This window comes from Novosphingobium sp. PASSN1, from assembly GCF_002278815.1.
In genome coordinates this window covers 298,320-324,349 of sequence record NZ_NKIS01000002.1, presented here as the reverse complement: position 1 = coordinate 324,349, position 26,030 = coordinate 298,320, and the positions used below count along the sequence as shown (strand labels likewise).

General features: G+C 65.6%; 20 protein-coding genes. 9 read left to right on the top strand and 11 right to left on the bottom strand.

Features of this window, described 5'->3' with window-relative positions; translation table 11 throughout:
• Positions 1–31 precede the first annotated feature (31 nt).
• Both CFE35_RS04310 and CFE35_RS04305 read left to right on the top strand, forming a co-directional pair.
• On the top strand, positions 32–1,441 hold the full coding sequence (locus CFE35_RS04310; RefSeq protein WP_292928302.1) for a histidine kinase: 1,410 nt from the start codon (positions 32–34) through the stop codon (positions 1,439–1,441).
• The gene (locus CFE35_RS04305; protein ID WP_292928301.1) at positions 1,422–2,162 is read left to right on the top strand and encodes a LytTR family DNA-binding domain-containing protein; all 741 of its coding nucleotides are present in this window, start codon (positions 1,422–1,424) and stop codon (positions 2,160–2,162) included. The genes CFE35_RS04310 and CFE35_RS04305 overlap by 20 nt, the downstream gene beginning before the upstream one ends.
• Here CFE35_RS04305 and CFE35_RS04300 read toward each other — a convergent pair.
• Positions 2,159–3,667 (bottom strand): YifB family Mg chelatase-like AAA ATPase, encoded by a 1,509-nt coding sequence (locus CFE35_RS04300; protein ID WP_292928300.1) that lies wholly within the window; start codon positions 3,665–3,667, stop codon positions 2,159–2,161. The genes CFE35_RS04305 and CFE35_RS04300 overlap by 4 nt on opposite strands.
• A 156-nt stretch (positions 3,668–3,823) precedes the next feature.
• Here CFE35_RS04300 and CFE35_RS04295 point away from each other — a divergent pair, with 156 nt between their 5' ends.
• Positions 3,824–4,519 carry a hypothetical protein gene (locus CFE35_RS04295; RefSeq protein WP_292928299.1) on the top strand — a complete coding sequence of 232 codons (696 nt, stop codon included), beginning with the start codon at positions 3,824–3,826 and terminating at the stop codon, positions 4,517–4,519.
• 28 nt (positions 4,520–4,547) lie between these two features.
• Here the strand turns inward: CFE35_RS04295 and CFE35_RS04290 are convergent, their stop codons facing one another.
• Together CFE35_RS04290 and polA are read right to left on the bottom strand one after the other, a co-directional pair.
• Positions 4,548–6,332 (bottom strand): matrixin family metalloprotease, encoded by a 1,785-nt coding sequence (locus tag CFE35_RS04290; RefSeq protein WP_292928298.1) that lies wholly within the window; start codon positions 6,330–6,332, stop codon positions 4,548–4,550.
• Between the two features lie 98 nt (positions 6,333–6,430).
• On the bottom strand, positions 6,431–9,307 hold the full coding sequence (gene polA / locus CFE35_RS04285) for a DNA polymerase I (RefSeq protein WP_292928297.1): 2,877 nt from the start codon (positions 9,305–9,307) through the stop codon (positions 6,431–6,433).
• Positions 9,308–9,596: 289 nt separating this feature from the next.
• On the opposite strand from polA, the gene CFE35_RS04280 reads away from it, so the two are divergent.
• A complete protein-coding gene (locus tag CFE35_RS04280; protein ID WP_292928295.1) occupies positions 9,597–9,794 on the top strand; it encodes a hypothetical protein in 198 nt (65 codons plus the stop codon).
• 178 nt (positions 9,795–9,972) lie between these two features.
• Here CFE35_RS04280 and bla read toward each other — a convergent pair whose 3' ends face one another.
• The gene (gene bla, locus CFE35_RS04275; protein WP_292928293.1) at positions 9,973–10,950 is read right to left on the bottom strand and encodes a class A beta-lactamase; all 978 of its coding nucleotides are present in this window, start codon (positions 10,948–10,950) and stop codon (positions 9,973–9,975) included.
• A gap of 210 nt (positions 10,951–11,160) precedes the next feature.
• Between bla and CFE35_RS04270 the strand changes: the two genes are divergently transcribed.
• Both CFE35_RS04270 and CFE35_RS04265 read left to right on the top strand, forming a co-directional pair.
• Complete coding sequence (locus CFE35_RS04270) at positions 11,161–12,546, top strand: phosphotransferase (RefSeq protein ID WP_292928291.1); 1,386 nt, start codon at positions 11,161–11,163, stop codon at positions 12,544–12,546.
• A complete protein-coding gene (locus tag CFE35_RS04265) occupies positions 12,543–13,844 on the top strand; it encodes an acyl-CoA dehydrogenase (protein ID WP_292928289.1) in 1,302 nt (433 codons plus the stop codon). The genes CFE35_RS04270 and CFE35_RS04265 overlap by 4 nt, the downstream gene beginning before the upstream one ends.
• 91 nt (positions 13,845–13,935) lie before the next feature.
• On the opposite strand, the gene metK is transcribed toward CFE35_RS04265, so the two are convergent.
• From metK to hisS, 6 genes are all read right to left on the bottom strand, one after another.
• The gene (gene metK / locus CFE35_RS04260; RefSeq protein WP_292928287.1) at positions 13,936–15,141 is read right to left on the bottom strand and encodes a methionine adenosyltransferase; all 1,206 of its coding nucleotides are present in this window, start codon (positions 15,139–15,141) and stop codon (positions 13,936–13,938) included.
• Between the two features lie 43 nt (positions 15,142–15,184).
• Entirely contained in the window at positions 15,185–16,765 is a 1,581-nt protein-coding gene (gene lnt, locus CFE35_RS04255) for an apolipoprotein N-acyltransferase (protein ID WP_292928285.1), read from the bottom strand.
• A 36-nt stretch (positions 16,766–16,801) separates the two neighbouring features.
• Positions 16,802–17,689: a DUF4167 domain-containing protein gene (locus CFE35_RS04250; RefSeq protein WP_292928283.1), complete on the bottom strand. Its 888-nt coding sequence runs from the start codon at positions 17,687–17,689 to the stop codon at positions 16,802–16,804.
• A 295-nt stretch (positions 17,690–17,984) separates the two neighbouring features.
• Positions 17,985–18,818 (bottom strand): peptide chain release factor N(5)-glutamine methyltransferase, encoded by an 834-nt coding sequence (prmC, locus tag CFE35_RS04245; RefSeq protein ID WP_292928281.1) that lies wholly within the window; start codon positions 18,816–18,818, stop codon positions 17,985–17,987.
• The gene (gene prfA / locus CFE35_RS04240) at positions 18,811–19,881 is read right to left on the bottom strand and encodes a peptide chain release factor 1 (RefSeq protein WP_292928279.1); all 1,071 of its coding nucleotides are present in this window, start codon (positions 19,879–19,881) and stop codon (positions 18,811–18,813) included. The genes prmC and prfA overlap by 8 nt, the downstream gene beginning before the upstream one ends.
• Positions 19,878–21,149 (bottom strand): histidine--tRNA ligase, encoded by a 1,272-nt coding sequence (hisS, locus tag CFE35_RS04235; RefSeq protein WP_292928277.1) that lies wholly within the window; start codon positions 21,147–21,149, stop codon positions 19,878–19,880. Before hisS ends, prfA begins: the two co-directional genes overlap by 4 nt.
• Before the next feature lie 117 nt (positions 21,150–21,266).
• Between hisS and CFE35_RS04230 the strand changes: the two genes are divergently transcribed.
• The 3 genes from CFE35_RS04230 (at position 21,267) to ppa (ending at position 24,595) form a co-directional block, all read left to right on the top strand.
• Entirely contained in the window at positions 21,267–23,288 is a 2,022-nt protein-coding gene (locus CFE35_RS04230; RefSeq protein WP_292928275.1) for a peptidase M61, read from the top strand.
• Between the two features lies 1 nt (position 23,289).
• The gene (locus CFE35_RS04225; RefSeq protein ID WP_292928273.1) at positions 23,290–23,961 is read left to right on the top strand and encodes a DUF1345 domain-containing protein; all 672 of its coding nucleotides are present in this window, start codon (positions 23,290–23,292) and stop codon (positions 23,959–23,961) included.
• A 97-nt stretch (positions 23,962–24,058) separates the two neighbouring features.
• Entirely contained in the window at positions 24,059–24,595 is a 537-nt protein-coding gene (ppa, locus tag CFE35_RS04220; RefSeq protein WP_292928271.1) for an inorganic diphosphatase, read from the top strand.
• A 48-nt stretch (positions 24,596–24,643) separates the two neighbouring features.
• Here ppa and CFE35_RS04215 read toward each other — a convergent pair whose 3' ends face one another.
• Positions 24,644–25,990: a metallopeptidase TldD-related protein gene (locus tag CFE35_RS04215; protein ID WP_292928269.1), complete on the bottom strand. Its 1,347-nt coding sequence runs from the start codon at positions 25,988–25,990 to the stop codon at positions 24,644–24,646.
• Positions 25,991–26,030 lie beyond the last annotated feature (40 nt).

Below are 26,030 nucleotides of genomic sequence, written 5' to 3'. Positions count from 1 at the left end.
TGGTCCGCTAGTTGGGCGTAGAAGCAGCCGGATGGCCACGCTTCCCGCCGAACCTGCCGATCACCATCCGCACGTGCCTGCACGCGCGGTGCTGCTGTCTGCGGCAGCGCTGTGGTTCACCTATTTCCTGCTCATCACCCTGCGCGGGGCGGTCACGTATCAGGGCGAATTTGCCGAACTGCTGTGGCGGCGCGCGCTTGTCACGCTGGCGGGCATTGCGGTCACGCTGCTGGCCTGGCCGGTGCTGCGCCGGTTTGATGGGCGCAGCAATGGCGTGCGGATCGCTGCCGCGCTGGTGATCATGCTGCCCGCCGCCGTCGCGCTCGCGGCGATCAACCAGCAGGCTTTCGCGCCGGTCGAGCGCAAGATGATCGAGCGCGAGGCGAAGGCCGTGCAGGCGCAGGCCGAAGCGGCGGTGAAGGCGATTCGCGCGCAGCAAGGCGTGGCTCCCGGTGCGATGCCGCCGATGCCCGACGTGCGCACACGCCACGATGTTTCGGGCAATATGCTGATCGACGTGGCGGATCCGCCCATGCCCGATTTCCCGCCCGAGCCGCCTGAACCGCCCGCCGCGCCCGCACCGCCAGAACCGCCTGCACTGCCCGCGTCATCCTCCAAGGAACTCCCGCCGCAGCTGGCCAGCGTGGTGATCCACAAGATGGCGGAAGATCAGGGCCTGTGGAAGCAGCTCACCGATGTGGCGCTGGGCCGCTATTTCCTGCTCATCGCGTGGGCCGGGCTCTATCTCGCGCTGGGCAATGCCGAAATGGCGCGCGCCTCCGAACGGCGCGAGGGTGAATACAAGCGCGCGGCCAAGGCGGCGGAGCTGCGCAGCTTGCGCTATCAGGTCAATCCGCACTTCCTGTTCAACACGCTGAACTCGCTCTCCGCGCTGGTCATGGTTGGCCGCACCGAACAGGCGGAGAAGATGATCCAGACGATCTCCAGCTTCTATCGCCACAGCCTTGCGGGTGATCCCTCCGCCGACGTGCGGCTGGCCGACGAGATTGCGCTGCAGCGCCACTATCTGGAGATCGAGGCGGTGCGTTTCCCCGAGCGGCTGGCGTGCGAATTCGATGTGCCCGAAAGCCTCGAAAGCGCCTGCGTGCCCGGCATGATCCTTCAGCCGCTGGTGGAAAATTCGATCAAGTACGGCGTTTCGGCCAGCACCCGCCCGGTCACCCTGCGCATCGCCGCGCAGGAAGCGGGCGGCAGGCTGGTGCTGACCGTGGCGGATGATGGCCCGGGCAAGACCAGCGCAAACGGCGGCACCGGAATCGGCCTTGAAAACGTGCGCAGCCGCCTTGCCGCGCGTTTCGGTGATGAAGCGCGGGTCGAAAGCGGGCCGCTACCTGCGGGCGGCTATGCCACGGTGCTGACCATCCCGCTGGTGCGGGCAGCCTGCGAACAAGGGGGGCATGATGCGCACGCTGATCGTTGATGATGAACCACTGGCGGTGGAGCGGATGCAGATCCTGTGCGCGCGCATCCCGGCGCTGAACGTCGTCGGTACTGCCAGCGACGGCGCCGCCGCGCTGCGGCTGTGCGAGGCGCTCGCCCCCGAACTCGTGCTGCTCGACATGACGATGCCCGAAGTCGACGGCCTCGGCGTGGCGCGCGGGCTGGCGAAGCTATCGCCCAATACGTCAAAACGCCCGGCGGTGATCTTCGTGACCGCACACGATCACTTCGCGGTGGAAGCGTTCGATCTGGAAGCGGTGGACTATGTGCTCAAGCCCGTCGCGCAGGACCGGCTCGAACGCGCGGTCGATCGCGCGCTGGCGCGCCGCGATGCCGCTCTGCCGGTCGAAGCAGCCCCGGCAAACAGTCCGTGGATCGAAGAGTTCTGGGTCCCCCACCGCAGCGAACTCATCCGCATCGCGGCGGGCGATATCGACCGGATCGATGCCGAGCGCGATTATGTGCGGCTGCATGTCGGCGCACGCAGCTACCTGCTGCTCCACACCATCCAGCGCCTCGAAGACCGCCTCGACCCCGAACGCTTCATCCGCCTGCATCGCTCGACGATTGTGCGGCGAGACCGGATCGCGGGGCTGAAGCATGATGGCCTGGGGGTATGGTCGGCGCAGCTGGTGGATGGCGAACTGCTGCGCATCGGGCGGACTTATCTTGCCAAAGCGAAAGCGATGGCGGGGCGCTAGCTTCTCGGCGCAATCCGGCGATAGCTCAGCGCCTCGGCCACATGCACCCGCCCGATCGTCTCCGCCCCCGCCAGATCGGCAATCGTGCGCGCCACGCGCAGCATCCGGGTGTAGCCGCGCGCCGATAGCCGCATCGCTTCGGCGGCTTGGGCCAGCAGCTTGCGGCCCGGTTCGTCCGGCGTGGCGTATTGTTCGAGGAGGTCGCCTTCCAGTTCGGCATTCGTGCGCCGTCCGCTGCCCTCCAGCCGTGCGGTCTGCACCCGCCGCGCCGCTGCCACCCGCGCGGACACGGCGTCCGAGCCTTCGGCGGGGGGCGGCAGGGCAAGGTCTGCGGCGGAGACGGGATCGACTTCCACATGCAGATCAATGCGATCAAGCAGAGGGCCGGAGACCTTGGACTGATAATCCCCCGCGCAGCGCGGCGCGCGGCTGCAGCCGAGCGCGGGATCGCCGAGATAGCCGCAGCGGCAGGGGTTCATCGCGGCGATCAGTTGCACGCGCGCCGGGAAGGTCACATGGGCATTGGCGCGCGCGACGGTGACTTCGCCCGTCTCCAGCGGCTGGCGCAGCGAATCGAGCACCGCGCGCTGGAACTCGGGCAGTTCATCGAGGAAGAGCACGCCCAGATGCGCGAGGCTCACTTCGCCGGGCCGCACTTTCAGCCCGCCGCCGGTGAGCGCTGCCATTGAGGCGGAATGATGCGGGCTGCGGAAGGGCCGCGCGCGGCTGATGCGGCCTTCCTCCAGCAGCCCCGCCACCGAAGCGACAAGCGAGGTTTCGAGCGCTTCGGCAGGGGTGAGTTCGGGCAGGATGCCGGGCAGGCACGAGGCCATCAGCGATTTGCCCGCACCCGGCGGCCCGATCATCAGCAGGTTGTGCCCGCCCGCTGCTGCGATCTCCAGCGCGCGCTTGGCGGTTTCCTGTCCTTTGACTTGCTTGAGATCGGCGCGGCGCGGCGGCAGTTCCACTTCGCCCGGTTCGGGAACGGCCAAGCGCATCGTGCCCTTCAGGTGATTGAGCAGGCTGATGAGATCGGGCGCGGCGACGATTTCCACCCCGCTCGCCCAGCGCGCCTCCGCGCCCTGGCCTGCCGGGCAGATCAGCCCTTTTTCGATCCCGCTGGCGTGGAGCGCGGCCAGCAGCACGCCGGGGCTGGCGATTACCCGGCCATCGAGGGCGAGTTCGCCCACGGCCACGAATTCCGCGATGGCTTCCAGATCGACCACGCCCATCGCCGCGAGCAGCGCCAGCGCGATCGGCAGGTCATAGTGCGAGCCTTCCTTGGGCAGGTCTGCCGGGGAAAGGTTCACCGTGATGCGCTTGGGCGGCAGCGCGAGGCCCAGGGCGGCGAGCGCGGAATGCACCCGCTCGCGGCTTTCGCCCACGGCCTTGTCTGGCAGGCCGACCACGCGGAAGGCGGGAATGCCCGGCGCGATCTGGCACTGCACTTCCACGGCGCGGGCTTCCAGCCCCAGATAGGCAACCGTTGATACCAGCGCGACCATGCCAAACCCCCAGCCAAGGGGGCAGCCTAAGGGCCAGCCCCTATGCGCGATAGGGGCCGAGCGCCGGTCCCGCCAATTTGGAGGCAAAAGGCATTACGGGCGGTTTACCGCCTTTTGCTGGCAAAATGGCAACCAGCGAGGGAAGATAGTGGCATCATGAAGCGAATCGCCTGCGCCTTGCTGCTCAGTATCGTCTGCGCCGCGCCCACGTCCGCGCAGGAGGTGGCGACGCGGACCTGGGTCGATTCGCACGGCACGCGGTGGACCGAAGTGACGACCACGCAGACTGTGGTCGAAGTGCCGCGCGGCCAGCGCATTGCGGCGGCCATCGCGGGCCTGCCGCGCTTTGGTCCGTTTGCGGTGATCGATGGCGCGCACGCCGCGTTGGTCGGGGAAGTCGATAGCAAGTCGCCCGCGCAGTTCCGGCAGATGCTGGCCGCGAATCCGGGCATCCGCGTGCTCGAACTCGTCGATTGCCCCGGCACCGTGAACGATGGGGCCAACCTCGCGCTCGGGCGGCTGATCCGCGAGCATCGGCTCACCACCGATGTCCCGTCGGGCGGATCGGTGCGGTCGGGCGGGTTGGAGCTGTTCCTTGCGGGCACCACCCGCCGCGCTGCGCCCGATGCCGAATTCGGCGTGCACGCGTGGAAGGACGCGGCGGGGCACCAGCCCGGCGATTACCCCGCCGATGCCCCCGCCAATCTGGTCTACCTCGATTACTACCGCGAAATGGGCCTGAGCAACGAGGAAGCGGAAGGGCTTTATGCCCTGACCAACTCAGTCTCCAACGAGCAGATGCTCTGGCTGCGCACCCGGGATATTGCTCCTTACGTGGCCCTCGGACGTTAACAGGATGAATTTTATATTGTAATGTTGCCTACAAAATGAAATCGGCTAACAATAATGCTGGGGCACCGCGCACATTAATTGAAAAATCTGCTTTTCCGTCACCATTGGTATCGCCTTCAATGTAAAGACCATTGACGATACTATCTACAACATGAATTTGCCCAGCAGCAGTGAAAGGCTTTGTTCCGATAAAGGCAAAGGCTTGATCCCCGGAAGAACTCCGAACTGCATCAATACCTGAAAGGTCGATCCGATCCCCTTGCGCGTGGTTGAAATCAATGATCCCGTCAGCATCGAAGTGTTTTGCGGCGCTGTCACCGACAAAGAATACGAACGTGTCAGCGCCAGAACCACCTTTGAGGCCATCTGATCCTTTGCCGCCGCGCAAGATGTCGTTGCCATCTTGGCCATCGATGAAATCATTGCCCCTTGATCCGGTCAGGCGATCATCGCCCGGGCCTGCAAGGATAGAGTAATGCTCAATTCCAGTTAGGGAACTGCCCGCCTTGATTGAATCTGCGAGTGAAAAGATTAGCGACTTGCTGCCATTGTAGTCGATTAGCAAATCGTCATAACCATCGCCGCCATCCAGCATCAGTCTTGAAAGTCGGGTGGGGGCCTGATCCGGAAGCGTAATCCAAAGGGTATCGTCCCCATCGCCGGCGTTGATTGCAACTGGGCTAGTCGCGCTGATAACGTCGTCAGTCAGTAGGTCGTCGCCGCCCAAGCCAAAGATGGTGTCGTTGCCGCCGAATCCCTCGATCAAGTCAGTCCCATTAGAACCAATTATGTGATCGCCGAATTCGCTGCCTTTAATGTCGACTGTTTCGACGTTGGTGACCTTCGTGCTTGCCAGCTTGCTACCAGAAAGATCAAGATCGAGTGCCGAACCCGCGTATATGGTTAACGTGTCTTTGCCCGTGCCACCGTTGATCGTGAAGGCTGGGCTTGAGGTTTTTAGGATGAGGGCGAGAGCGTCGTTGCCGTTTCCGCCTTTTAGAGAAACTGTGACAGAGCCAGCCGTGACAACCGCGTTGATTGTGTCGTCACCATCGTCTCCGTAAATTGTGTCACCACCCGCACCCGAATCGATGAGATCATTGCCTGCACCGCCGTGAATCACATCGCGCGACGCTACGCCCGCAATCGTATCGTCGTTTGCGCCGCCCGTTTGGTGGAGTGTTTCGTTTTTCGAGCTCCAGCTCCAGCTGGCGACCTGCGTGCCATCATTGGCGTTGGTGCCATAAAGGTATTGCACGGCAGCGATGTCTAGCGGGCCAAGCTTCCGTCCATCTGAGCCGTCCGATGTATAGCTCATGACGGTATGGCTGACATTATCAAGCGTGGTATCAAGCGTTATCGGCCCTGAGAAGGGATGCTTTAGGCCCAGCGCGTGGCCGATTTCATGGATCAAAGCGAGGTAATAATCAGTGTACTTGATATCTATGAACACACCACTGTCATCGCCATAGCGTAGAGTTCTGAAGGGGTAGGAAGAGAAACCTGCACCGCCCTGGTGCCCTGTTAGTACAGCAGTATCATAGTTCCCGAAATTGATATCCCCAACGCCTTTGGTGACTTCGAACAAAGTAATCCCGCAGGCTGATGCCCACGCCGACAGCGCAGTCCGTGCATCGGCCTTTTGCGCCTCCGAAAATGGGGTGAAAGTCGCCAGTCCCTGCTTCGTGTAAACTTCGCTGAGGTACGACGGCGGCTCGCTTGCAAATGAATATGTATAAAACGAAGCTTTGCCCGGCTGCGACGAGACAGATGAACCACTCAGAAGCGACCTGTAGTCCCTGACCACTGTCATGCGATACGTCCCCACCGACAAAAGACAAGGGTGCGGTGCGTTGGTGACAAAACAAAGACGAGGCGCGATCAGCGTGCTTTCATGCCTGCTATCTTGGATCAGTGCGCTGCGCCCCAGCTTGGCCCGGTCCCGATCTCCACGCCCAGCGGCACGGTCAGCGTCACCGCTGGTTCTGCTGCCCCTGCCATCACCGCCAGAATCACTGGCTTGGCGGTTTCGATATCGCCTTCGGGCAGTTCGAACACCAGTTCGTCGTGGACTTGCAGCAGCATCTTCACGTGGCCTAGGCCCGCCGCTGCCAGCGCGGGTTCCATGCGGGCCATTGCGCGCTTGATGATATCGGCGCTGGTGCCCTGAATCGGCGCGTTGATCGCGGCGCGTTCGCTGCCTTGCCGCTCGGCCTGATTCTTGGAATTGATCCGGGGAAACCACGTCTTGCGGCCGAACAGCGTCTCCGAATAGCCCGTGGCGCGCACGCTCTCCAGCGTTTCGTGGATATAGCGCTGGATGCCGGGGAAGCGTTCGAAATAGCGGTCGATCATCGCCTGCGCTTCGTCCGCGCTCACGCCCAGCCGCCCGGCAAGGCCCCAGCGGCTGATGCCGTAGAGGATCGCGAAGTTGATCGTCTTGGCGCGCCCGCGCGTATCGCGGTCCACCGTGCCGAACAGTTCGCGTGCGGTGCGCGAATGGATGTCCTCTCCGGCGGCGAAGGCCTCGCGCAGCGCAGGCACATCGGCCATGTGCGCGGCGAGGCGCAGTTCGATCTGGCTGTAGTCCGCTGCGAGCAGGACGTTCCCGGGTTCAGCCACGAACGCCTCGCGGATCTGGCGGCCGATTTCGGTCCGGATGGGGATGTTCTGCAGGTTGGGATCGTTGGAGGAAAGCCGCCCCGTCTGCGCGCCGACCAGACTGTAGCTGGTGTGGACGCGGCCCGTGGCGGGGTTGATCGCGGCTTGCAAGGCATCGGTATACGTCGATTTGAGCTTCGAAAGCTGCCGCCATTCGAGCACCAGCGTGGCGACTTCCGCGCCTTGTGCGGCGAGGCCCTCGAGCACGGACTGGTCGGTGGAATACTGCCCTGTCTTGCCCTTCTTGCCGCCCTTGTAGCCCAGCTTGTCGAACAGGATTTCCCCCAATTGCTTGGGGCTGCCGATGGTGAAGGGCTGGCCGACCTTTTCGTGGATCACGGTTTCTAGGCCTGCGATGGTTTCGGCAAACTGCGCGGAGAGGCCTGCCAGCCGTTCGCGGTCCACCTTGATCCCGCGTCGCTCCATCCCGGCCACTACCGGCACCAGCGGCCGATCGACGCGGGCATAGATGCGCGTGCCGCCTTCTTCGGGCAGGCGAGGGCTGAGCAGCGCATGGAGCCGCCAGGTCACTTCGGCATCTTCCGCCGCATAGCGCGTGGCATCGGCCAGCGGCACTTCGGCGAAGGAGATCGCCTTCTTGCCGGTGCCGCACAGGTCCTTGAAGGCAATCGTGGTGTGGCCGAGGTGGCGGGCGGCCAGCTCGTCCATGCCGTGCCCACCCACGCCGGTTTCACTGCGCCCGGCATCGAGGCAGAAGCTCATCACCATGGTATCGTCGATGGGCGAAACCATCACGCCATAGCGCGCCAGCACGTTGATATCGTACTTGATGTTCTGCCCGATCTTGAGAACGGCATCACTTTCCAGCAGCGGCTTCAGCAGCGCCAGCGCCGCATCGCGCGGGGCCTGCACGGGCGCCTCGGCAAACATGTCGCTGCCCCGGTGGCCCAGCGGGATGTAGCAGGCATCGCCCGGCCCGAGTGCAAGGCTCACGCCGACAAGGTCCGCCTGCATCGCATCGAGCGCGCTGGTTTCGGTATCGACTGCCACCACGCGCGCGGCCTCAGCCCGGGCGACCCATGCGGCAATGTCGTCCAGCGTTTGCAGGCAGCGATAGCTGGCGGTATCGATGGCGGGCCATTCGGGCAGGCTTTGGCGCGTATCGGCAGCGCCGCTAGGAGCGGGCGCGGATCCGTCCGTTGGCGCTGCGTCAACCGCTGGCGCGGTGCCCAGTTTGCGCAGCAGGCTGGTAAAGCCATGTTCGGCAAGGAAGGCGGCCAGTGGTTCGGGCGGAATCGCGGTGAGCTCGAACGAATCGAGCGGCAACGGCAGGGGGCAATCTTCCTTGAGCTGAACCAGCTGGCGCGAAAGCCGCGCCATATCAGCCTGCTCGATCAGGCTTTCGCGCAGTTTGCCCGGTTTCATCGTGGGCGCGGCGGCGAGCGCGCCTTCAAGCGTGCCGTGTTCCTGAATCAGCTTCGTCGCCGTCTTGGGGCCAATGCCGCGAATGCCGGGCACGTTGTCTACCGCATCGCCCATCAGCGCCAGCACATCGCCGACACGCTCCGGCTCCACGCCGAACTTTTCCATCACCTCGGGCAAGTCGATGCGCTGGTTTTTCATTGTATCGAGCATGTCGATATAGCCGCCGCCTTCATGCGGGCGGCCGACCAGCTGCATCAAATCCTTGTCGGACGAGACGATGGTGACATTCCAGCCCCGCTCCGCCGCAGCGAGGGCATAGGAAGCGATCAGATCGTCCGCCTCCAGCCCAGCTTCCTCGATGCAGGCAAGGCTGAACGCGCGCGTCGCGTCGCGGATCAGCGGAAACTGCGGCACGAGGTCTTCGGGCGGCGGCGGCCGGTTGGCCTTGTACTGGTCGTAGAGATCGTTGCGGAAGGTGATCGAACCCTTGTCGAGGATCACCGCGAGGTGCGTCGGCCCATCGGCCTTGTGCAGGTCCTCCGCCAGTTTCCAAAGCATCGTGGTATAGCCATAGACCGCACCCACCGGCACGCCCGCCGGATTGGTCAGCGGCGGCAGGCGGTGATAGGCCCGGAAGATATAGGCCGAACCGTCGATCAGATAGAGGTGGCGCTGGAGGGCATCTGGGGATGCGCCGGGCTGCGGGCCAAGGTCTGTGCCAAGGTCTTTGATCGTGTCCATGCGCGCTGTCGTAGCGCGTGGCGCGCTGCGGCGAAAGCACCTCGCGTCATGCCGAAATGGCACTGCGAAGGTGATTCACTTGGCTTACTGCGGTCTGATGTAACGTATGCGCTGCGGCAAAAAATGTTTAAAATCATAAATTTAACCGGACTATGACGGCTTTGCTGCTCCTAAGACTTGCAAGCCGGTGAATTGCCGATTAATTGGGGCGAGAAGTCTACCGCCAGAGTAGGCTTTGCGGCGGGCTGCGGGCCCGGCGCGGTCCACTTCAATCCAGGGATTGTAACGCATGCGCAAGCTCCTCCTCGCCGCTGTCGCCGGCACTGCCTTCGCTCTCGCCGGTTGCTCGGAAAAGGCTGCCGAAGCCCCCGCAACCGAAGCCGCTGTGGAATCGGAAGCTGCTGCCGACGCTTCGGCTCCGGCTGCTGACGCTTCGGACGCCTCGGCTCCGGCTGCTGACGCTTCGAGCGAAGCTCCGAAGATGTAATTCAACCCCGTCAAGGGTTTGAATAGAGATAGAGGGGCGTGGTCGCACTAGCGGTCACGCCCCTTCTCTTTTGCGCGTTGCTTGTTTCTTGGCGGGCTGCTTCTCGTTTCAAGCCGCGCACGCAAAAACGCGCCGTGCAGCATGGGCTGCCAGCGCAAGAATCGCAATTTCAGGAAAGTCAGCGGCGCGCCGTCTCGAAGCTGCTCGGCAGCGGCGGCTGGCTGTAGCCATCATAGAGCACGCGGGCGATCTGCGCGATCAGGCCGGCATGGGCGGTGTGGCCTTCCGGCCCCGTCACGAAGATGGCGATGGCGAGGTGGCGGCCATCGGGCAGGCGAACGATGCCGACATCGTCGGTCACGCCGGAGAGCGTCCCCGTCTTGTGGGCAAACACCACGCCTTCGGGCAGGCCGCTGCGGATGCGATTGCGGCCGGTGCTGGTGCGGGTCATCGTATCAAGCAGGACCGCGCGGCTTTCCGGGCTCAGGGCGCCGCCGCGGTCGATCGCCGCCAGCAACTGCGCCATCGCGCGCGGGGTGCTGCTGGTGCGGGTGTCGATCGTCGTCACCGGATTGACCCGGCCATCGTCGCGCACCAGCGTGGCCATCGTGTGATCGAGGCGCTGGCCGCTCACACCGATGCGGCTGAGCCAAGTGTTCACCGCATTGATCCCGCCTACGGCGGCGATCAGGCCGTCGGTCGCGTGATTGTCGCTGCGGGTGATCGAAAGCTCCATCAGGCTCTGCGCCGTCATCACCTCACCGGGGCGGACGGCGGCGACAGCACCGCGTGACTGGGGTGATTCTGCCACCGGCACCATCATCGGGAACTGCTGGTCAAGCCGCAGGCGGCCTTGTTCGACGCCCGCGAGATACGTTGCGGCAATGGCAACCTTGGCGGTGCTGGCCATCGGAAACGGCATGTCGCCGTTGATCATGATCTGCCCGCCGCCATCGAGATCGACCGCCGCCACACCGATCCGTCCGCGCCCTTGCGCAACGATCGCGGCGACCTGCTGCTCGATTGCGGCATCGCGCGCATTCTGCAGGCTGGTACCGGGGCGCGCCTGCGCTGGGGTGGCGACAAGCAGCAACGGCGCAGCGCACCACAGCGCAGCCGCGATCCATTTGCCTATCCTGTTTCCGCCGGAAGCCATCAGAACCCCTTAGCCCACAATCCGTTTAGGATCTATTAGCAGCCTAACTGATTGTGATTCCGTCGCAAGTGTCATGAAGCGCAAGTGGTCGCGCGTAGCGCGCGGCCTGACGCGCCAACGCCAGCGCTGGACATTAACCGCGCGATTAATGATAGTGGCGCGAACAAGCGTGAAGCGAATAGCCCTATCAAAAGCGGGTGTGAGGAGCGGATGACGGCAACGGCACAGCAAACTCTGGCCGATGGCCATGCCGACGGGCTGGCCGATGGTCTGGCCGACGGTCTGCGGCGCGTGATGACGCGGGCTGGCTGGCAAGGCGCGGTGACGGGCCTTGCGCGCCTGTCTGGCGGTGCCAACATGCAGAGCTGGCGGTTCGAGGTTGGCGGCGAAGCGTTCGTGCTGCGCCGCGCGCCCTCGGCTGAATGGGTTTCGTGCCGGGCGCTCGATATGGCGAAGGAAGCCGCCGTGATCCGCGCGGCGCTGGCTGGCGGCGTCCCCGCTCCCGAAGTCGTGGCCGAGCTCACGCCGGACGATGAGATCGGCCTCGGCTTCATCATGCGCTGCGTGCCCGGCTCGCCCGACCCTGAAAATGCGCTGTCCTCCCCGCCCGCGCTGCTGGGTGAAATCGCCGCCGCGATGGCCCGCGTCCATGCACTCGATCCGGCGCAGCTGCCGTTCCTGCCCGTGCTCGAACCCGCCGCCGGGGTCGAAGCGCTCGCGGCGCAATTTGCGGACAGTGGGGGAGACCGCCCGCCCATCGCGCTCGGCCTTGCGTGGCTGCGCGCCAATCTGCCGCCGCCCGCGCCGCTCACCGTGCTCCATGGCGATCTGCGCATCGGCAACATCATGGTCGAGGACGGGCACCTCTCTGCCGTGCTCGATTGGGAACTGGCGCATCTGGGTGATGCCCACGAAGACCTCGCGTTCGGCTGCATGACAGTGTGGCGCTTTGGCAGGCTGGACAAACGCGGCTTCGGCCTTGGGCAGATCGAGGATCTGGCCCGCGCCTATCAGGCGGCGGGCGGCACGGCGTTCGATCCTGCGCGCTTCCGCTTCTGGCTGATCTACCGCACGGTGTGGTGGGCGCTTTCGGCGCTGTCGATGGGCAAAGGCTGGCGCAGCGGCGCTGACCGTTCGCTCGAACGCGTCGTCGTGGCGCGCCGGGCGGCGGAGCAGGATCTCGATCTGCTCCTGCTGCTCGAAGCCGATGCGCCTGAGGCCGAGCGCGCCCGTTCCCTGCCGCCTCCATCGCCGCCACCTGCTGAGAGCGCGGGCGAACCCAGCGCTGCCGAAGTGCTGACCGCCGTTTCCGAATGGCTGGCCGCCACGGTCAAGCCGCACATGACCGCGCCGCGCGAGCGGTTCGAACTGGCCGTGGCGCAGAACGCGCTCGGCATCGTGCGCCGCGAACTCGCCGGCCGTCCGAACCCGCATGACAAGGCGCTGTGCGAGGACATCCTCGCCGGGCGGACCACACTGGCCCAGCCCGGCCTGCTGGCAGACTTGCGCCGCCGCGTGCTGGGTACGCTCGCCGCCGATATGCCGAAATACCCTGCGCTCAGCGAAGCGCGCCGAATTTGGGAGAGCCTGACATGAACTTCGACCTGCCGCAGGAGCTGATAGACTACCTCGCCGAACTCGACGCCTTCATCGATGCCGAGATCAAGCCGCTCGAACAGGCGGACGACAATATCCGCTTCTTCGATCACCGCCGCGAATATGCGCGCACCAATTTCGAGGATCAGGGCCTGCCCCGCCACGAATGGGAGGCTCTGCTGGTGGAGGCGACCCGCCGCGCCGATGCCGCCGGGCACTGGCGCTTTTCCGCCCCCAAGAAGTACGGCGGCAAGGACGGCAAGAACCTCTGGATGGCGGTGATCCGCGATCACTTCACGCAGAGGGGCCTTGGCCTGCACAACGATCTGCAGAACGAGCACTCGATCGTCGGGAACTTCCCGTTCGTGAACATGTTCGAGCATTTCGGCACGCCGGAACAGCAGGAGGAGTTCATCCTCGGCGGCTTTGCGCGCACCCGCCGCGTCTCCTTCGGCCTGACGGAAGCGCGCCACGGCTCGGACGCGACGCACATGGAAACCCGCGCGGTGCGCGAGACGCGCGATGGCGTGCCCGGTTGGCGCATCGATGGCGAGAAGATGTGGATCACCGGGATGCACGTGGCCAGCCACTGCGCGGTCTTCGCGCGCACGGCGGGCGAGCCGGGTGATGCGCGCGGGATCACCTGCCTGCTCGTACCCAACCCCACCGAGGGCTTGGTGATCGAGGAATACCTGTGGACCTTCAACATGCCGACGGACCACCCGCGCCTTTCGCTCACCAATGTCTGGGTGCCGGAAAGCGCGATCCTCGGGCCGGAAGGCGGCGGCCTCGCCATCGCGCAGAGCTTCGTCCACCAGAACCGCATCCGGCAGGCAGCCTCATCGCTGGGCGCGGCGACCTTCTGCATCGAGGAATCGGTGCGCTATGCGCGTGAACGCAAGCCCTTCGGCGAGGAGCTGGCGCGCAATCAGGCGATCCAGTTCCCGCTGGTGGAGCTGGCAACCCAATGCGAAATGCTGCGCCTGCTGATCCGCAAGACGGCGTGGGAGATGGACCGCCTCGAAGCCGAGGAAGGCGGCCACAAGCGCATCGAGCGCGAACTGTCCGACAAGGTCTCCATGTGCAACTACTGGGCGAACCGGCTGGTCTGCGAAGCGGCAGACCGCGCGATGCAGGTGCACGGCGGCATCGGCTATTCGCGCCACAAGCCGTTCGAACACATCTACCGCCACCACCGCCGCTACCGCATCACCGAAGGCGCGGAGGAAATCCAGATGCGCAAGGTCGGCGCGTACCTGTTCGGCTATCTCGGGCCCCGGAAGGGTATGTTCGGCTGAAAAGGAAAGGCGCGAGGGGCCGAAGCTCCTCGCGCCTTGCGCTTGTTCAGGGGGTGCGGAGGCGATGGCGTCCGCACCCTTTGTTGTATGTTCAGGCGAACGCGGCCTTCAGGTCGTCGACCAGATCGAGGCGTTCCCACGGGAAGAAATCGCCATCCGCCTTGCGGCCGAAGTGGCCATAGGCGGCGGTCGGCTGATAAATCGGCTTGTTGAGGCCGAGGTGCGTGCGGATCGCGCGCGGGGTCAGGCCGCCGAGCTTGGTGATGGCCTTGATCGCAGCCTCGATCTTGTCGTCGCCTACCGTGCCGGTGTCGTGCGTATCGACATAGAGCGAAAGCGGCTCCGAAACGCCGATGGCATAGGCGATCTGGATGGTGCAGCGCGTGGCGAGGCCCGCGGCGACCACGTTCTTCGCCAGATAGCGCGTGATATAGGCCGCCGAACGGTCGACCTTGGTGGGGTCCTTGCCCGAGAACGCGCCGCCGCCATGCGGGGCCGCGCCGCCGTAGGTGTCGACGATGATCTTGCGGCCGGTCAAGCCCGCGTCGCCGTCAGGTCCGCCGATTTCGAACGAGCCGGTCGGGTTGATGTAGTAGGTGGTCTCGCGCAGCAGCACGGGCGGGATCACTTCGGCGATCACGCGCTTAACATAGGCATGGAGCTCGGCTTCCTTCTCGCCCTCGTCATAGCCCGGCGCGTGCTGGGTCGAGACGACGACAGCGGTCGCGGCGACGGGGAGCGAACCCTCGTAGCGCAGCGTGACCTGGCTCTTGGCGTCGGGCTCGAGGAAGGGCGCGGTGCCCGCGTGGCGATCCGCGGCCATGCGCTCGAGGATCTTGTGGCTGTAGTAGAGCGTGGCGGGCATCAGGTCGGGCGTCTCGTCGGTCGCATAGCCGAACATGATGCCCTGATCGCCCGCGCCTTCGTCCTTGTTGTCGCCGGCATCGACGCCCTGCGCGATTTCGGCAGACTGGCCGTGGAGGTTGTTCTCGAACCGGAAGGTCTGCCAGTGGAAGCCATCCTGCTCATAGCCGATGCGCTTGACCGTATTGCGCACGGTCTGCTCGATCTCTTCCTTGGCGCCCGGGGCCCATTCGCCGTTCTCGTAGACCCCCTTGCAGCGGATTTCCCCAGCAAGAACAACGAGCTGCGTGGTCGTCAGCGTTTCGCAGGCGATGCGCGCTTCGGGGTCCTTCGAAAGGAACAGGTCCACGATGCCATCGCTGATCTGATCGGCAACTTTGTCCGGATGGCCTTCGGAAACGCTTTCGGACGTGAACAGATAGTCAGTGCGCATAGGGGCTTCCTGTATGATATAAAGATATCTTTATGTCACTGCCTTAGCGTTCTCCGCGCCGCCTTGCAACCACCAGCGATGCAGCCAGCAGCAAGATCGCCCAGCCCAACGCGAGCGTATTGCCAAGGCGGGCAAACAGTGTGGGCGGGTGCGCGGGCGGCACCAGACCGTCGAGCCGCCCGGCCTTGAGGCGCGGCACGAACTGGCGCACGACGCCGTCCGCATCGATCACCGCGCTGATCCCGGTCGTGGTGGCGCGCAGCACTGGCAGGCCCTCCTCGATGGCGCGCATCCGCGCTTGGGCGAGGTGCTGGGGCGGACCCCACGCGCCAAACCAGCCATCGTTGGAGGGATTGAACAGGTAGTCTGGCCGGTGCGCGCGGTCGGTCACTTCGCCGGAAAAGATGATTTCGTAGCAGATCTGCAGGCCTGCCTTGCCGTGAACCCCCATGTCGAGCGTGCGCGGACCGGGGCCGGGCAGAAAGTCGAGGCTTCCCGAAACGAGACGCGAAAGGCCGAGCGGGGCGAGCCACGCGCGCATCGGGAGGTACTCGCCATAGGGTACGAGATGCGCCTTGGCATAGCTGCCGCGAATCGCTCCATCGGCACCAAGGGCGGTGATCACGTTGCGCGCGCCCGTCACATCGCCGCCGCCAATCACCAGATCGGTCGCACCCGTCAGGAGGAGGCTGCCCGGGCCGATCACCCGGCCAATCCGCGCGCGGGCAAGCGCCGGATCGGCCCCGAAGGTGGTCGCGTTGTAGAAGACCTGCGGATAGCCGGAACGCAAGTAATCGGGGAGGCCGCCTTCGGGCCACAGCACCACGCGCGGCGTGCCCGGTGCGCGCGGAAGGGAAAGCCGGGCGATGCCCTGGAACTGGCCTTCATAGAGGCTGGCGTCGTTGATCGTGTCCTGCCCGATGTTCGGCTGAACCAGCGTGTAGGCAAGCTTGCCCGCGCCGCCTGCGCCATGCAGCGGCAGCAGCAGCGGCAAAATCATCAGGGCCGCAGGCAGCGCGGCATAGGCCAGCGCCGCGCCCCACTGCTGGCTCCGGCCCGAACGCCACGCGAACAGCCAGAAGCCGCCGAGCATCACGACCAAGCCGGATAGGGCGTACGTTCCGGTCCACGGCGCGATGGCAGCCAGCCCCGGGCGCGCAAATCCGCCCAGCGCCGCCATGCCCAGCGGATTCCACGCGAACCCGGTAAAAAGCGTGGCGCGCACGTATTCGGCGATGATCCAGCTGCCCGCCAGCGCCGGCAGCAGCGCCGCGCGCCAGCCGCGCGCGAGCCATGCGGCGAGGAACGCCGCAAGCGCAGGAAAGGCAGCGAGGTAGATCGCCAGCAGCAGGACCGCGATCCACCCAAGCCATGCAGGCATTTGCGCCTGATAGGTAAAGGCCGTCGCGATCCAGTTGTTGCCGAGCGTGAAATACCCCAGCCCGAACAGCCAGCCGCACAGCGCGGCGTGGCGGGCCGAGCGGGCATGCTCGATCCGGTCGATCAGGAACGCCAGCGCAGCCAGCGTGCACGGCCACAGCGCCAACGGCTGAAACCCGGTCGCCGCCACCGCACCTGCGCCGATCAGCGCGAACGGCATCCAGCGCGGGGTACGATGCGGCATGGCTTCAGCCCGTTCAGGCGCAGCGCGGGGCTTCGATCAGCCTTCGGCTGCCTCGGCCAGCGGAGTCTTGCGCGGACGGCCACGGCGCTTGGGCGCGGGGGCATCCGTATCGGCTGTGGGCGCTTCCGGTTCTGCCTCGGCGCGCACCCCGATGGCGGGGGGCAGGATCATCGGATCGAGCGCAGCAACCGGTTCCGCTTCGGCATCGCGGCGCGGGCGGCGATCGGTGCGCGGGCGCAGGCCACGTTGTGAACGGCCTTCGCGGACGAACGGGTTGTCGTTCGTTTCGCTGACCGGCTCACCTTCGCTGGCGCGCGGTGCTTCTTCGGTGATTTCCTGACTATCCGACGCCGCGGGCCGTTCGAAACGGGGGCGATAGGGCTCGCGCGGTTCCCGGCTGTCACGTTGCTCACGCGGTTCGCGCTGCTCACGGGGTTCACGCTGTTCACGCGGTTCGCGGTTTTCACGCGGCTCGCGCGGTTCCCGGTTGTCGCGTTGTTCGCGCGGTTCACGTTGCTCGCGGGGTTCGCGGTTTTCACGCGGCTCACGGTTTTCGTCGCGGCGGCTTTGCGGGCGGTCGAACGCCGGGAAATCGGTGTCCATGCCGAAGTCCATGCTTTCGTCTTCGCCGTCCTGCTCGTTCCAGCGCTCGCCGGGCTGGCGCGGGCGCTGCTGTTCGTCGACCCGGACGCGGCTGTCAGCGATGACGCGGAAATAGTGATCGGCGAACTGCAGGTAGTACTCGGCCTGCACGCGGTCGCCGTTGAGATGCGCATCCTGCGCCAGCTTGCGATACTTTTCGAGCATCTGGGGGGCATTGCCCCGCGCGCGGCTATCGATCCGGTTAAGCTGCTGGCCGCCACCCTGCGGGCGGTTGTTGTTCCCGCGACCGCGCCGGCGGTTGTTCCCACGATTGTTGTTCAAGTCAGGCACTTTCCTGTTTCTGTGCAACCGAGACCCGGGTTTCGTTCAAACTTCTCAGTAACCTGGGCCTTACGTGGCGCGCCTTCCGGGTCTGATCTGCATGACCCTGCTGCCGCGCATCCTCTTCCACGAACGAACCATATCGTGGTTCCCAGCATCTGCGCGTCTGCCAGCCTGATGAGCCGGCCATCGTTGCAAATGGTGGATTGAGCCGGGACGGGAAGCCATCGTCCCCCTGCCTGCGGCCCTGATTAGTGACGCGCCGCACCCTTGCCAAGCGAAATGTTTGCCTCTTTCATGCCATTTCGACGCTGCGGGGCCGCCCGGCAAGGTCATGGTGGATCTGCGCGCCAAGCCCGGCCTCGCGCGCCAGCACCGCCACGGCTTCGCCCTGGGTCAGCCCGATCTCGAACAAGGCCATCCCGCCCGGGGCGAGGAGATGCGGCACTTCGGGGATCAGGCGGCGGTAGTCACCAAGCCCGTCCGGCCCGGCAAACAGCGCTTCCGCCGGTTCGTGTGCGCGAACTGAAGGGGCAAGATCGGCCTCCGTTTCCACATAGGGCGGATTGGCGAGGATCAGATCGAACCGGCCAAGTTCCGCCGCCCAGTCGGTTTGGGTCCAATCGCCCGCGATGATCTGCGCGCGCGCCGCAAGGCCGTGGGTGGCCGCATTGCGGGCGGCCACTGCGCGCGCCGCAGCGGATCGTTCAAGTCCGATCCCTTCCGCCTCTGGCCACACCGAAAGCGCGGCGAGCAGCAAGGCGCCGGAGCCTGTGCCGAGATCGAGGATGCGCGAAGGGGGGCGCCCTTCCCGTGCTGTCCGGGCAACCTCGATCAGTGTCTCGCTATCGCCGCGCGGGATGAGCACTGCGGGGCTGACTTCCAGATCGAGCCCATAAAACGGTTGTGTGCCAAGGATATAGGCAATCGGTTCATGGCTCAGGCGGCGGTCCAGAATGGACGTCAAGCCTGCTGGAGGTTCGCCGTCCATGTGCCGCAGCAGCAATTCCGTGCGCGAAACGCCCAGCGCGTGGGCCATCAGCAGTTCGGCATCGAGCCGTGCGGTGTCGCTGGTCGCGGCGAGCCGTTCGGCGGCCTCTCTCAGCGCGGCCCGAACGGTATCAGGCATCCAGCGCGGCCAGGCGCTTGACCTGATCCTCGGCGGCCAGCGCATCGACCAGTTCACCAAGGCCGGGGCCTTCGAGGATCTCGGGCAGCCGGTGCAGCGTGAGGTTGATGCGGTGATCGGTCACGCGGCCTTGCGGGAAGTTGTAGGTGCGGATGCGTTCGGACCGGTCGCCCGAACCGACCATGGCCTTGCGCGCTTCCGCTTCGGCCCCATGCGCTTCGGCGCGGCGCAGATCATAAAGGCGCGTGCGCAGCACCTGCATGGCCTTGTCCTTGTTCTTGTGCTGGCTGCGCTGATCCTGCTGGATCACGACAAGGCCGGTGGGCAAGTGGGTGAGGCGCACGGCCGAATCGGTGGTGTTCACGTGCTGCCCGCCCGCGCCCGATGCGCGGTAGATATCGATCTTGATGTCGCCCGGCTCGATCTGCACGTCGACTTCGTCGGGCTCGGGCAACACGGCGACGGTTGCGGCGCTGGTGTGGATGCGCCCGCCGCTTTCGGTCACAGGCACGCGCTGCACGCGGTGGACGCCGCTTTCGTACTTGAGCTTGGCGAACACGCCGGTGCCCGCCACGTTGGCGACGACTTCCTTGAAGCCGCCGAGCTCGTTGGCATTGGCCGAGACCATTTCGACTTTCCAGCCCTGCTCGGCGGCGAAGCGTTCGTACATGCGGTAGAGATCGGCGGCGAACAGCGCGGCTTCATCGCCCCCGGTGCCGGCGCGGATTTCGAGCATGGCGGGGCGGCTGTCGGCGCTGTCACGCGGGAGCATGGCGATGGCGAGGGCGCGTTCGGCCTCGGGCAGTTCGGTGCGCAGGTGCGCGATCTCCTCATCGGCGAGGGCGCGCATTTCGGGATCGGGATCGGTGCTGGCGCTCAGCGCCGCCAGCTCGCCGCGCATCGCGCTGACATGCGCAGCGGCACGGGCAACGGGCTCAAGCTCGGCGTAGTCGCGGCTCGCGGTGACGAAAGCGGGGCCTTCGAGCGTGCCCGAAGCCAGCCGCGCTTCGAGTTCGGCGAAGCGGGCGGCGATCTGGGCAAGGCGGGTGTCTGAAACGCTCACCGCAGTTCCGCAAAGAACGCTTCGTAAACTTCACCCGCCTTCGCTGCGATCGGCGAGCCATCAACGATCGCGCGAAACGACTTCGAATGGCTCCCATCGCGCACATCGAGGGAAACGATGGCCGCCGGGTTAAGCTTCTTGGCGCGATCAAAGCGTTTGCGCGGGCTTCCGGTGGCAACCAGTTCCGCGGCAAGACCGGCACGGCGCAGCGCGGCAACCAGAGCCAGAGCCTCGATCTCGCGCGCTTCGTTCTCGGCAACCACAGCCACATCCGGCCCAGCTTCGCCCTTGTCGCCCACCAGCATCGCCAGCCGTTCGATCCCCGCGGCCCAGCCGACGGCAGGCGTGTGCGGCCCGCCAAGCGCCTCGATCAGCCCGTCATAGCGGCCACCGCCCAGCACGGTGCCTTGTGCGCCCAGCCGGTCTGTCACGAATTCGAACGCGGTGTGGCGGTAGTAGTCGAGGCCGCGCACGAGCGTCGGTGCGCGGGTCCAGGCGACTCCAGCCGCATCCAGCCCGGCGGTCACCTTGCCGAAGAAGTCCTGCGCCTCATCCGAAAGGAACGCGTCGATCATCGGAGCATCAGCGGTGAACACCTTGTCGCGCGGGTCTTTGCTATCGAGGATGCGCAGCGGGTTCTTTTCGAGGCGTTCCTGCGAATCCTCCGAAAGCTCGGCCTTGTGGGCGCGAAAATAGTCCACCAGCGCGGCGCGCCATGCTTCGCGGCTGGGGGCATCGCCCAGTGTGTTGAGCTGGAGCGTGACGCCGTCCGCAATGCCCAGTTCCTTGAGGATCTGGTCGGCCATCACCAGCAGTTCCACATCCGCCTGCGGTTCGGCAGCACCCAGAATCTCGGCGTCGATCTGGTGGAACTGGCGATAGCGCCCCTTCTGCGGGCGTTCATAGCGGAATAACGGGCCGTGGGTGGCGAGCTTCAAGGGCGCGTGCTGCTGCCAGCCATTGGTGAGGTAGGCGCGCGCGATTCCGGCGGTGAATTCGGGGCGCAGGGTCAGCGATTCGCCGCCGCGATCCTCGAAGCTGTACATTTCCTTGGAGACGACATCGGTCGTCTCGCCCAGGCTGCGGCTGAACACGGCGGTCTTTTCGAACACCGGCATTTCCGCGCGGCGGAAACGGTAGAGCCGCCGCACGCGCTCGAACGTTTCGACCACGAAGGCGAACGCCTCGGCGTCGGGGCCGAAGATGTCCTGCGTGCCGCGGATCGCCTGCGGGGTCGCGGGGGCTTGCTTGGGGGTTTCCTTGCTCATGTCAGTGCGCGCGATTAGCGGGATTGTGCCTGAGGGGGAAGGGGGGGGAACGGGGGGCTGTACCCCTGCCCGGGCTGCCCGGTTGCAGTCCCCGCCGCTTCGCGCCATGAAGCCGTGATGACTTTCACGCCCAAGCGGCCTTCGCGCCCCGCCATTCTGCGCCCCGTTCTCGTCCTGGCCGCAGCCCTGCTTTCCACCAGCGCCTTCGCGCAAGTCCAGCCGCCAGCGAACACCCGGCCCATGGCGGCGGTGTTCGTCGATCCGATCCCGGCGGCTGAGGACAAGCCCTATCCCGGCACGATCAGCCTCGCGATCGATGCCAGCGACGTGACCACAGGCGCCTACCGCGTGACCGAGACGATCCCGGTGCCAGCGGGTTCGACGAAGCTCACGCTGCTTCATCCCAAGTGGCTGCCCGGCAACCACGGGCCGAAGGGCACCATCGCCGAACTGGTCGACATCCGCTTCTATGCAGGCAGCCAGCTGCTGACGTGGACGCGCGATCCGGTCGACGTGTTTGCCTTCCATGTCGATGTGCCTGCCGGAGCGGCGGAGATTACCGCGAAGTTCATCCACACCTCGCCGCTGCGCGAAAGCGAAGGCCGCGTGACGATGACGCGCGAGATGCTCAACCTGCAGTGGGAGAAGATGAGCCTCTATCCTGCCGGGCATTACGTGCGGGCGATCAAGGTGAAGCCCACGGTGACGTTCCCTGCGGGCTGGCAGGTGTTCACCGCGCTGGATGGAAAGGCGGCGAGCGGAAACGTCGTGACCTGGGACGTGACCGACTACGAGACGCTGGTCGATTCGCCGATCTTTGCCGGGCTTCATGCCGCGCGGCACGATCTGGGGCAGGGAGTGTGGTTCGATCTCGTGGCGGACAAGCCCGAGTATCTGCAGATCGCGCCCGAGAACCTCAAGGTCTATCGCAACATGGTCGATGAGGCGCTGCTCGCCTTCGGCGCAAAGCACTTCGACCATTATGATTTCCTGCTGGCGATGACCGACCGGATGGGCGGCATCGGGCTGGAGCACCACCGTTCGAGCGAGAACCAGTATGAGCCGCGCACGCTGATCGACTGGGCGGCGGGCGATTGGGACCGCAACGTGATCCCGCACGAATTCTCGCATTCGTGGGATGGCAAGTATCGCCGCCCGGCGCGGCTGTGGACGCCGGATTACCGCGCGCCGATGCAGGACAACCTGCTGTGGGTCTATGAAGGGCAGACGCAGTTCTGGGGCTTGGTCCTCGCCGCGCGTTCGGGCGTGCAGAGCAAGGAGCAGGTGCTGGGCCAGTTTGCCAACTACGCAGGCTCGTTCACCCAGTATCCGGGCCGCGAATGGCGTTCGGTGGAGGATACCACCCACGATCCGATCATGGCGAGCCGCAAGCCCAAGCCGTTCAGTTCGCTGGCGCGCAACGAGGAATACTACACCGAGGGCGCGCTGGTGTGGCTGGAAGTGGATGCGATCCTGCGTGACGGCACAGCGGGCAAAAAGGGGATCGACGATTTCGCCAAGGCTTTCTTTGGTGTGAAGGATGGCGATTGGGGCGTGCTGACCTATGAGCAGGACGACGTGGTGAAGACGCTCGCGGCGCTCCATCCCTACGATTGGGCCGGGTTCTTCAAGACCCGCATCCAGACCCCGGGCCAGCCCTCCCCGCTCGGCGGGATCGAACGCGGCGGCTATCGGCTGGCGTGGAAGGAAGAGCCCAATCCTTATGACAAGGCGCGCATGGCGGCGGGGAAATACATCTCGCTCAACCATTCGATCGGCCTTGCCATCGATAACGACGGCAAGATTTCCGGCAGCCGCTGGGATGGACCGGCATTCCGCGCCGGGATCGTCACGGGGATGCAGATCCTCTCGGTGAACGCGAAGGCTTATGATCAGGAGACGATGAAGGCGGCGATCACGGCGGCCAAGGGCACGAATGCGCCGATCCAGCTGATCGTAAAGCGCGATGATGTCGTCCGGACCGTGGCGCTGCCCTATTTTGACGGCCTGCGCTGGCCCTGGCTGGAGCGCGCTGCGCCGGGCACTGCGCCCACCGGGCTCGACAAGCTGCTGGCGCCGCGCGCGGTGCCGGTGAAGTCTGGGGTAAAGCCTGGGGCCAAGAAGTCCGCTGCGTCGTAAGATGGAAAGTGGCAGCGGCAGCGCGCGGGCGTTTGGCCAAAGGTTCGCGCCGCCGCGCTTCGTGCTGTTTCTGGCACTGCTGATGGCCGGGATTGCCGCGCGCGGCTGGGCCAGCGGCTTTGCCGATCCGGCGGACGCGCTGGTGGTGGGCTTCGATTTCGCGGTCGCCGGTTTCCTGCTCTCGCTGCTGCCGCTGCTGCGCGCCTGCGATATCGCGGCCATGCGCCGCCATTCGGAAGAGAATGACGCCAATCGCATCGTCGTTCTTGCCATCAGCACGCTGATCACGCTGGTGGTGATGGCCGCGATCGCGGGCGAGCTCCCCGCTGCCAAGCACGGCGAACCGGGCGCTTTGCCGCGCCTGATCCTCACCCTGCTGCTCACCTGGCTGTTCGCCAACGTGGTCTATGCGCTGCATTATGCGCACGAATACTACAAGCCGGGCACCCAGCCGGGCGAGGATGCAGGGGGCATCGATTTTCCCGGCAGCGGACCGCCCGACTACCTCGATTTCGTCTATTTCGCGCTGACGCTGGGCATGACCTTCCAGACCTCTGACGTCGCGATATCCTCGCGTTCGATCCGGCGGATCGTGACGGCGCATGCCTTCGCCGCGTTCGTGTTCAACATCGGGGTGATCGCCTTCACCATCAACGGGATCGGCGGGATATAGCGATAGCACCCTAGGTTCATGTTGCGACGCACAACGCCCGGCGCTAGAGAGCGCGCGCAAGTTTCCCCCGGCCCGTGCGGCCCAGCGAAAGCGTCCCATGAACATCGACATGATCCCCACCGGCGAGAATCCGCCCGAAACGCTCAACGTGATCATTGAGGTTCCCGTCGGCGGTGAACCGGTGAAGTATGAGTTCGACAAGGCTTCCGGCGCGCTGTTCGTGGACCGCATCCTCCACACGCCGATGCGCTATCCGGCGAACTACGGCTTCGTGCCGCACACGCTTTCGCCCGATGGCGATCCGCTCGATGCGCTGGTGATTGCGCGCTCGCCGTTCGTGCCCGGCTCGGTCGTGCGCGTGCGCCCGATTGCAGTGCTCAATCTGGAAGACGAGCACGGCGGCGACGAGAAGCTGATCTGCGTGCCCGACGACAAGACCTTCCCCTACTACCGCGACGTTGCGGAGCAGAGCGACCTGCCCGAGATCGTGCTCCAGCAGATCGAGCACTTCTTCACCCACTACAAGGATCTGGAGAAGGAAAAGTGGGTCCGCGTCGGCAAGTGGGGCGGCGCCGAGGATGCCAAGCGCATCACGATCGAGGCCATCGAGCGCGCGCAGGCTGCCGGCAAGTAAGCTTGCGTGATGAGGGCGCGGTCGCCGCGCCCTCGATCCTACCCGCCCTCAATCCCCGGCGACGCTGAGTCCGTCGATGCGCAGGGTCGGCACGTCGATGCCGCGCCAGGTCTCGAGATCGTCAGCCGCGATGAGCCGGGCAAACATGTCGATCAGGTTGCCCGCCACGGTGAACTCGGCAATCGGGCCGGTGATCTCCCCGCCCTCGATGCGATAACCCGAAGCACCGCAGCTGTAGTCGCCGGTCACGCCGTTCACGCCGTGGCCGATAAGTTCGGTGATGTAGATGCCGTCGGCAATGTCGGCCATCAGCCCGGCGCGGCTGACCGAGCCGGGCTGGAGCACGAGATTGCCTGCCGTGACGTGCGGCGCGCCCGATCCTCCGCGTGAAGCATGGCCGGTGGGCACCGCGCCCAGCTGGCGCGCGGCGGCGGCATCCATCAGCCAGCCAGTGAGGCGGCCTTCTTCGATCAGCTTGCGCGGGCCGGTGCGCAATCCTTCGCCATCAAACGGACGTGAGCGCGGGCCGCGCAGGCGCAGCGGGTCTTCGCTGATGGTGATGGCCGAATCGAAGATCTGCGCGCCGTCCTTGTCCAGCAGGAAGCTGGCGCGCCGCGCGATGGCCGCGCCCGACATCGCGCCAAGCAAGTGGCCGACGAACGAACTGCCGACACGCGGATCGAACACGATGGAATAGGTGCCGCTCTTCACCCGGCCCGGATTGACCCGCGCAACGGTGCGCTCCCCTGCCTCACGCCCGATTGCGGCGGGCGAGGGCAGATCTGCGGCATGGCGCGCGCTGCGCCACGCATAGTCACGCTGCATCCCGCTGTCCGTGCCCGCCAGCACGCTGGCCGAACGGCCATGACTGGTCGCGGCATAGGCGCCGCTGAACCCGTGGCTGGTGGCCAGCGCGACAACGCCGCGCCCTGCGCTGGCGCTGCCGCCTTCGCTGTTGGTGACGCCGGGCACCGCGCGGGCCGCGTCTTCGGCTTCCTCGGCCCAGCGGCGCAAGGTTTGCGGATCGGGTTCGTTGAGGTCGACGAGATCGAGATCGGGCGCCTGCTCCCGCAGCAGCAGCTCCTCGGGCGCGAGTCCGGCGAACTTGTCGGCCGGCGCGGCGCGGGCCATGTCGACCGCGCGGCTGGCGAGTTCATCGAGCGCGCTATCGCCAAGGTCGGTTGAACCGATCGAGGCCGAAGCGCCGCCGACAAACACGCGCAGGCCGATGTGTTCGGATTCGGACCGCTCGACATCTTCGAGCGCGCCGAGCCGCACGGATACGGCTTCGGAAGAATCGCCAATATAAACAGCATCGCCAGCTTCGGCGCCGGCCCGCACCGCGCGTTCGATCAGCGCGTGGCAGCGTGCCTGGGCCTCTTGGGGGGAAAGCATCGGGGGCGGGGCCTTTCAAGCGGACAATCGGCTGGCTCCG